At 75.8% G+C, this 9,659-nt stretch carries 2 protein-coding genes; both read left to right on the forward strand.

The features are described from left to right. The coding region (locus ACWCYO_RS39195) for a type I polyketide synthase (protein ID WP_449786870.1) at positions 1–2,877 on the forward strand (2,877 nt) is incomplete at its 5' end. A 48-nt stretch (positions 2,878–2,925) separates the two neighbouring features. Further along, a partial coding sequence (locus tag ACWCYO_RS39200) for a type I polyketide synthase (protein WP_449786871.1) occupies positions 2,926–9,659 on the forward strand: 6,734 nt, incomplete at its 3' end.

The following is a 9,659-nucleotide window of genomic DNA, read 5'->3' on the forward strand; positions in this document are numbered from 1 at the left end:
CAGGCCGTGACCGCGCTGGCGCACGCCTTCGTCCACGGCGCGGACGTCGACTGGCCGGCCCTGTTCGCCCCTCACGACCCCCAGCGCGTCGCCCTGCCGACCTACCCGTTCCAGCGCGAGCGCTACTGGCTGGAGCCGGTTTCCGCCGGTGACGTCTCCTCGGCGGGCCTGTCCGAGACCGGCCACCCCCTTCTCGCTGCCGCTGTCGAACTGCCGGACGGCGGGCTGGTGTTGACCGGGCGGATCTCCCTGTCCAGCCACCCCTGGCTCACCGGTCACACGGTGCTGGGCTCGGTCCTGCTGCCGGGCGCCGCCTTCGTGGAGCTGGCGCTGACGGCCGGGCGGCGTGCCGGGTGCCCGAGGGTCGAGGACCTGGTGCTGTCCGCGCCGCTGGTGGTGCCCCGCACGGGTGCCGTCCAGCTCCAGGTGGTGGTGGAGGCGCCGGGCGAGGACGGCGGTCGGGCCGTGGCGGTGTACTCGCGGTCGGCCTTCGACGAGGACGACGCCGAGTGGACCCAGCACGTGGCGGGCTCACTGAGCGCCGCCGAGCCGGCACCCGGCCCCGGGTTCGCCTGGCCACCCGCCGACGGTGCGCTGGAGCGCGATCTGACCGGCCTGTACGAGGGGTTGGCCGAGCGCGGCTACGTCTACGGCCCCGTCTTCCAGGGCCTGAGCCGGCTCTGGCAGGAGGGGGAGGCGATCGTCGCGACGGTCGAGCTCCCGACCCAGCAGCCCGGCGCGGCGGGTGACTTCGTCGCTCACCCGGCCCTGCTGGACGCCGTCGTGCACCCGCTGCTGCCCGGCGTCGTCGACGACGAGCGCCCGGCCGGCCTGCCGTTCGCCTGGAGCGGGGTGAGCGTCCACGCGACGGGTGCGACGCGGGTGCGGGTGCGGATCGCGCCGGTCGGCCCGGACACGGTGTCGCTGCACATGGTGGACGAGGGCGGCCGGACCGTGGCGAGGATCGACGCGCTGACCTGGCGGGCGGTGGAGGCCGGCTCCGTCCGGTCCGTCGGCCACCGGTCGCTGTACGAAGTCGCCTGGAACCAGGTCGAGTTGCCCGGGGGAGGGGACACCGGCTCGTGGACGGTGCTCGGCGCCCCCCGGCCCGGGAGCCCCCGGCACGCCGCCGATCTGGCGTCCCTGCGCGCCGGGCTCGACGGTGGTGAGCCGCTGCCACCGGTCGTGCTGGCGCCCCTGGCGGCCGGTGGCCCGGCCGACGGGCCCGCCGTGGTCGGCGACGCCCTGGAGCTGGTGCAGGAGTGGCTGGCGGACCAGCGGTTCACCCGGGCGCGGCTGGTGGTCGTCACCACCGGCGCCGCCGGCCCGGACCCGGAGGACCTCTCCGGAGCCGCCGCCCTGGGCCTGTTGAAGTCGGCGCAGACCGAGCACCCCGACCGGCTGGTGCTGGTGGACGTGGACGACCTGGACGAGGCCTGGCCGCTGCTGCCGGGCGCGGTGGCCTCGGGCGAGCCGCAGCTCGTCCTGCGCTCCGGTACCGCGCTGGTGCCTCGGGTGGTGCGGGCGGCGGCCGGGGACGGCGACGCGCGCGTCCCGTTCCCGACCGAGGGCACGACGCTGATCACCGGCGGTACCGGTGTGCTGGGCGGGCTGCTCGCCCGGCACCTGGTGGGCACGCACGGGGTGCGCCGGCTGCTGCTGGCCGGGCGGCGTGGCCCGGATGCTCCCGGGGCCGCCGAACTCGTCACCGAACTCAAGGAGTTGGGGGCCGAGGTGGTCGACATGGTGGCCTGCGACGTGACGGACCGGACGGAGCTGGCGGAGCTGCTGGCCGAGGTGCCCGCCGCACACCCGCTGACCGCAGTGCTGCACCTGGCCGGGGTCGCCGACGACGGCGTCATCGACTCCCTGGACCGGCGCAGGACGGCCGACGTGCTCGCGCCCAAGGCGCTGTCCGCCTGGCACCTGCACGAGCTGACCCGCGACCTGGAGCTGTCCGCGTTCGTGCTGTTCTCCTCGGTCGCGGCCACCTTCGGCGCCCCCGGCCAGGGCAACTACGCGGCCGCCAACGCCTACCTCGACGCGCTCGCGCTGCACCGGCGCTCCCTCGGCCTTCCGGCGCAGGCCCTCTCCTGGGGCCTGTGGGCGCGCGAGAGCGGCATCACCGGCCGCCTGACCGACTCCGACCTGCGCCGGCTGGCCCGGGCCGGGGTCGTCGCACTGGACGACGCCACCGGCCTGGACCTGTTCGACGCGGCCCTGGCCGCCGGCCGGCCTTGGCTGCTGCCGATGCGGCTGGACACCAAGGCGCTGCGCGCCCAGGGCGAGGCGCTGCCCGCGGTGCTGCGCGGCCTGGTCGCCGCGGCCCGGCGGTCCGGCGGCCCGGCCGGTGCGCCCGCCGAGAACCTGGTCGAGGTGCTGGCGCGCACCGCCCCGGAGGACCGGGACCGGCTGGTCGAGGAGACGGTCTACCGGGAGATCGCCGTGGTGCTCGGTCACGCCGGAGCCGACGGCCTCGACCGGGACCGGACCTTCGCGGAGCTGGGCTTCGACTCCCTGACCGCGGTGGACCTGCGCAACCGGCTCACCGCCCTGGCCGGGCGGCGCCTGCCGGCCACGCTGGCCTTCGACTACCCGACGCCGACCGCCCTGGTCGGCTACCTGCGGGCCGAACTGCGCGCGGAGGTGTCGCCGGGACACCCCGTGCTGGACCGCCTGGACGAGCTGGAGGCCGAGCTCGCCACCGCCGAGCTCGACGCGGAAACCCGGGCGGAGGCCGCGGAACGGCTGGGCGCCCTGCTGTCCGCGTGGACTGGCGACGCCGAGGCGGCCCGGGCCGCCGGGCGGCTGGCCGACGCCTCCGCCGACGAGGTCTACGACTTCGTGAGCAGGGAACTCGGGATCTCCCTCAACTGAGCACCGCTGTAAGCCCGCTGTACTGCCGGACCGATCGGGGTGGAAGAGATGGCGAACGACGAGAAGTTGCTGAACTACCTCAAGCAGGTGTCCGCGGACCTGTACCAGGCCCAGCACCGGATCCGGGAGTTCGAGGAGCGTGACCAGGAGCCGATCGCGATCGTCGGGATGGCCTGCCGGTACCCGGGTGGGGTCCGCTCGCCGGAGGACCTCTGGCAGCTGGTGGCCGCCGGCGGCGACGCGATCACCCCGTTCCCGGTCAACCGCGGCTGGCCGTCGGACCTGTACGACCCGGACCCGGACCGGGCCGGGAAGACGTACAGCACCGATGGCGGATTCCTGCACGACGCGGGCGAGTTCGACGCCGAGTTCTTCGGCATGAGCCCGCGCGAGGCGACGGGCGTGGACGCCCAGCAGCGGCTGCTGCTGGAGACCGCCTGGGAGACCCTGGAACACGCCGGAATCGATCCGCTCTCCGTGCGGGAGCAGCCGCTGGGCGTCTTCACCGGCGTGATGTACGCCGACTACGGCTCCCGGTTCCCCACCGCCCCGGAGGGCTTCGAGGGCTACCTCGGCCACGGCAGCGCGGCGAGCATCGCCTCCGGGCGGATCGCCTACAACCTGGGCACGACCGGTCCGGCGGTCACCGTGGACACCGCGTGCTCCTCCTCCCTGGTCGCGCTGCACCTGGCGATCCGGGCGCTGCGGGCGGGCGAGTGTTCGATGGCGCTGGCCGGCGGGGTCACCGTGATGTCCTCGCCGGCGGTCTTCGTCGAGTTCTCCCGGCAGCGCGGCCTCTCCTCGGACGGGCGGTGCAAGTCCTTCTCGGCCTCGGCCGACGGCGTCGGCTGGTCCGAAGGGGCCGGCCTGCTGCTGGTCGAGCGCCTCTCCGACGCCCGGCGCAACGGCCACCGGGTGCTGGCGGTGGTGCGCGGCAGCGCGGTCAACCAGGACGGCGCTTCGAACGGCCTGACCGCCCCCAACGGGCCCGCCCAGCAGCGGGTGATCCGCCAGGCGCTGGCCAACGCGGGGCTGACCACCCGGGACGTGGACGTGGTCGAGGCGCACGGCACCGGCACCAGGCTCGGCGACCCGATCGAGGCCGAGGCCCTGCTCGCCACCTACGGGCGTGAACGCGAGGCCGACCGGCCGTTGTGGCTGGGCTCGGTGAAGTCCAACCTCGGCCACACCCAGGCCGCCGCGGGCGTCGCCGGGATCATCAAGATGGTCATGGCGCTGCGCAACGGCGTGCTGCCCCGGACCCTGCACGCCGACGAGCCGTCCCCGCACGTCGACTGGGCGGGCGGCACCGTCCGCCTGCTCGACCGCGAGCAGGATTGGACGCAGGGCGAGCGCCCCCGGCGCGCGGCCGTGTCCTCCTTCGGCATCAGCGGCACCAACGCCCACGTGATCATCGAGCAGGCCCCGGTCGAGGAACCGGCCGAGGCGGCCGAGGCGGCCGACCGTACCCCGCCGGCCGTGGTGCCTTGGGTGCTCTCCGCCCGCAGCGCCGCCGCCCTGCGCGAACAGGCCGCCCGGCTGGCCGAGTTCCCGGTGCGGGACGTCGCCGACGCGGGCTGGGCGCTGCTGTCCGCCCGCGCCGCCTTCGAGCACCGCGCGGTGGTGCTCGGCACGGACCGCGCGGAGCTCGTCGCCGGGGCCCGCGAGGTGTCCGAGGGCTCGGCCGGGGCGGTCGTCGGCGCGGGCCCCGCGCCCGGCCGCACCGTCTTCGTGTTCCCCGGGCAGGGCTCCCAGTGGGTCGGCATGGCGGGCGAACTGCTCGCCACCTCACCGGCGTTCGCCGCCTCGATGGCCGAGTGCGACCGGGTGCTGGGTGAGCTGACCGGCTGGTCCGTCCTCGGCCTGCTGGCCGGAGCGGAGGACGCGCCGGCGCTGGAGGGCGACGACGTGGTGCAGCCCGCCCTCTTCGCGGTCATGGTGTCGCTGGCGGCGGCCTGGCGGGCGATCGGCGTCACCCCGGACGCCGTGATCGGGCACTCCCAGGGCGAGCTCGCGGCCGCCTGCGCGGTCGGCGCGCTGACGTTGGAGGAGGCGGCCCGCGTGGTGGTCCTGCGCAGCCGCCTGCTGACCGAGCTGGCCGGCCTCGGCGGCCTGGTCTCGGTGCCGCTGCCGCTCGCCGAGGTCGAGCAACGGATCGCCCGACACGGCGAGGAGCTCTCGGTGGCCGCCGTCAACGGCCCGCGGGCCGTGGTCGTCGCCGGTCCCGCCGCCGCGCTGGAGCGCCTGCTCGCCGACCTGGCGGCCGACGGGCTCAGCGCCCGCCGGGTGCCGATCGACTACGCCTCGCACTCCGCCCAGGTCGAAACGCTCCGAGACCGGCTGCTGGCCGAACTGGACGACCTCGCCCCGCGCTCCGCCGACACGCCGCTCTGGTCGACGGTCACCGGGGACTGGATCGACACCGCCCGGATGGACGCCGAGTACTGGTACCGCAACCTGCGCGGCACCGTGCGCTTCGCCGAGGGCACCGCCGCGCTGCTGGAATCCGGGCACGGCGTCTTCGTCGAGGTCAGCCCGCACCCGGTGCTGACCATGGCGATCGGCGAGACGGCCGAGGCGCAGGGCGCCGAGCACGCCGTGGTGGTCGGCACGCTGCGCCGCGGCCACGGCGGCCTGCGCCGGCTGCTCGACAACGCGGCCGCCCTCCACGTGCGGGGCGTGCCGGTGGACTGGCGGGCGCTCTTCGACGGTCCGCGCCCGCCGGCGGAGCTGCCCACGTACGCCTTCCAGCACACCGACTACTGGCTGCGCTCCGACGCGGCGGTGGGCGACGTCACGGCCGCCGGGCTCGGCGTCGCCGGTCATCCGCTGCTCGGCGCCGCGGTCGAACTGGCCGGCGGAGGCGTCCTGTTGACCGGACGGCTGGCGCTCGGCAGCCACCCGTGGCTCGCCGACCACGCCGTCATGGACACCGTGCTGCTGCCGGGCACCGGCCTGGTGGAGCTCGTCACCGCCGCCGGCGACCGGGTGGGCTGCGGCCGCGTCGAGGAGCTCACCCTCACGACTCCGCTGCTGCTGCCGGCCCAGGGCGCGGTGCAGCTCCAGGTCGTCATCGGACCTGCCGACGAGGACGGCCGACGCGAGGCCGCCGTCCACTCGCGGCCCGAGCCCGCCGAGGGGCTCGACCCCGAGTGGGTCGGCCACGCCACCGGCGCGGTCGGGCCCGGTGGGACGGCGTCCGGCGCAGCGGCGCCCGCCCGGCTCGGCGAGTGGCCGCCGGCCGGGGCCACCGAGGTCGACCTGGACGGCGTCTACGCCCGGCTGGCCGCACTCGGCCACGGCTACGGGCCGCAGTTCCAGGGGCTGCGCGCGGTCTGGCGGCGGGCCGACGAAATCTTCGCCGAGATCGCGCTCGCCCCCGAACAGGCCGCCGAGGCGTCCCGGTTCGTCCTCCACCCCGCCCTGTTCGACGCCGCCCTGCACCCGCTGCTGCGCGGTGTCGTCGACGACGGGCGGCACGGCGGGCTGCCGTTCTCCTGGAACGGCGTCGAGGTGCACGCTTCCGGCGCCACCCGGCTGCGGGTCCGCCTCACCCCGACCGGGCCCGACTCGGTGGCCCTGGCGCTCGCCGACACCGACGGCTCGCCCGTCGCCACCGTCGAATCGCTCACCTGGCGTGAGGTCAGCCCCGAGGCGCTGCGCGGCGCCGGCCGGGTCCACGAGGACCTGTTCCGGATCGACTGGCGCGAGGCCCCGGCCACCGGGCCCACCGGGCCGTCGCCCGAGCGGCCCCTGCTGCTGGCGGCGGCAAGCCTGGCGCCGGCCTTCCCCGGCAGCCCGGTCCACCCGGACCCGCAGGCCCTGCGGCAGGCCCTGGACGGCGGCGCGCAGGTGCCCGAGCTGGTGCTCACCAGCCTGGCCGACCTCGCCGGGCCGGCAAGGCCGGACGGGTCCGCCGGCGGAGGTCGCGGCGACCGGCTCGGTGACACCCACCTCGCGGTCACCCGCGCCGCCGCGCTGCTCTCCGCCTGGCTGGCCGACGAGCGGCTGTCCGGTGCCCGGCTCGCGGTGGTGACCGACGGCGCCGTGGACGGCACCGACCTGGCCGCCGCGAGCGTCTGGGGCCTCGTCCGGGCCGCCCGTACCGAGCACCCCGACCGCTTCCGGCTGATCGACACCGACGACGTCGCCGCGGTGCCCGCCGCACTGGCCGTCGACGAGCCGGAGGTCCTGGTCCGCGCCGGCGCCGTCCTGGTGCCCCGGCTGGCCCGCGCGGCCGCCGCCGAGGCCGGCCCCGGCCCGTTCGACCCCGCCGGCACCGTCCTGGTCACCGGTGCCACCGGCGCGCTCGGCACCCTGCTCGCCCGCCATCTGGTGCGCGAGCACGGCGTGCGCCACCTGCTGCTGGTCAGCCGCAGCGGCCCGAAGGCCGCGGGCGCCGAGGAGTTGCGCGCCGAACTGGCCGAACTCGGCGCCGAGGCCACCCTCGCCGCCTGCGACGTCGGCGACCGGTCCGAGCTCGCCGCACTGCTGGCCGCCGTCCCCGCCGACCGGCCGCTGCGCGCCGTCGTGCACACCGCCGGGATCCTGGACGACGGGCTGGTCACCGCGCTCACCCCCGAGCGGTACCGGGCCGTGCTGCGCCCGAAGGCCGACGCGGCCTGGCACCTGCACGAGCTCACCCGCGACCTCGACCTCACCGCGTTCGTCCTCTACTCCTCGGCCGCCGCCACCTTCGGCGGCGCGGGCCAGGCCAACTACGCGGCGGCCAACGCCTTCCTCGACGCGCTCGCCGCCCACCGCGCCGGCCTCGGCCTGCCGGTGACCACCATCGCCTGGGGTCTGTGGGAGTCCGCCGGGAAGCTCACCGGCGCGCTCACCGACACCGACCGCAGTCGGATCGCCCGGGCCGGCATGCGACCGCTCACCGACGCGGAGGGCCTCGCGCTGTTCGACACCGTGCTGCGGGAGAACCACACCTGGGCGCTGCCCACCCGGCTCGACCAGGCCGCCCTGCGCGGCCTCGGCACCGGCCTGCCCGCCCTGCTGCGCGGCCTGGTGCGGACCGTCGCGCGCCGCGGCACGGCGGGCAGCGGCGAGAGCGCCTCCTCCCTGGCCGGCCGGCTCGCCGGACTGTCCCCCGTCGACCGGACCCGGGCCCTGGTCGAGCTGGTCCGCGCCCAGGTCGCCGAGGTGCTGGGACACCCCGACACCGCGGCGATCGAGCCGGACCGGGCCTTCACCGAACTCGGCTTCGACTCCCTGACCGCGGTCGAACTGCGCAACCGCCTCAAGACCGCGACCGGCCTGCGGCCGTCGGCCACCCTCGTCTTCGACCACCCGAGCGTGGCCGAGCTCGCCGCCCACCTCGACAGCGAGCTCGGCGGGGCCGCGGCGACCGCCCCGACGGCGGTGCCGAGCACGCCCCGGGCCGCCACCGACGACGACCCGGTGGTCATCGTCGGCATGGCCTGCCGCTTCCCCGGCGGGGTCACTTCGCCGGACGACCTGTGGCGGCTGGTCAGCGACGGGGTCGACGCGATCGGGCCCTTCCCGGCCGACCGCGGCTGGAACGCCGAAGAACTGTACGACGCGGACCCGGACAGTCCCGGAAAGACGTACACCGTCGAAGGAGGCTTCCTGGACGGCGTGGACCGCTTCGACGCGGGCTTCTTCGGCATCTCGCCGCGTGAGGCGCTGTCGATGGACCCGCAGCAGCGGCTGCTGCTCGAAACCACCTGGGAGGCCTTCGAGCACGCGGGCATCGACCCGCAGTCGCTGCGCGGCAGCGAGACCGGTGTGTTCGCCGGCATCAGCGGCCAGGACCACGGGACCCTGCTGGCCAGGTCCCCCGAGTTCGAGGGCTACCTGCTGACCGGCAGCGCGGGCGCCATCGCCTCCGGCCGGATCGCCTACACCTTCGGGTTCACCGGGCCGACGCTGACGCTCGACACGGCGTGCTCGTCCTCGCTGGTCGCGCTGCACCTCGCGGCGCAGGCGCTGCGAAACGGGGAGTGCTCGCTGGCGCTGGCCAGCGGCGTGATCGTGATGTCCACGCCGACGCTGTTCGTGGAGTTCTCGCGGCAGCGGGTGGGATCGCCGGACGGGCGGTGCAAGTCGTTCTCGGCGGCGGCCGACGGTGCGGGGTGGTCGGAGGGCGCGGGTGTCCTGGTGCTGGAGCGTCTTTCGGATGCCCGGCGCAACGGGCATCAGGTGCTGGCGGTGGTGCGGGGCAGTGCGGTGAACCAGGATGGTGCGAGCAATGGGTTGACGGCGCCGAACGGTCCTTCGCAGGAGCGGGTGATCCGGGCGGCGTTGGCGTCGGCGGGGCTCGCGGCGTCCGAGGTGGACGCGGTGGAGGCGCACGGGACGGGCACGAGGCTCGGGGACCCGATCGAGGCGCAGGCGCTGTTGGCGACGTACGGGCGTGAGCGGCCGGCTGAGCGGCCGTTGTGGCTGGGGTCGATCAAGTCGAACATCGGGCACACCCAGCACGCGGCGGGCATGGCGGGTGTGATCAAGATGGTGATGGCGATGCGGCACGGTGTGTTGCCGCGGTCGTTGCATCTGGATGAGCCGACCTCGCACGTGGACTGGGACGCGGGGGCGGTGGAGCTGCTCTCGGAGGCTCGGGAGTGGGAGGTTAAGGGGCGTCCGCGGCGGGCGGGTGTGTCGTCGTTCGGGATCAGTGGGACGAACGCGCATGTGATCGTGGAGGAGGGCGATCCGGCTCCGGTAACCGAGGTTGCTGGTGGTCGGGTTGGGATGCCGGTGGTGCCGTGGGTGGTGTCGGCGCGGTCGCCGGAGGCGTTGCGGGCGCG

The sequence above is a fragment of the Kitasatospora sp. NPDC001683 genome, assembly GCF_053596495.1.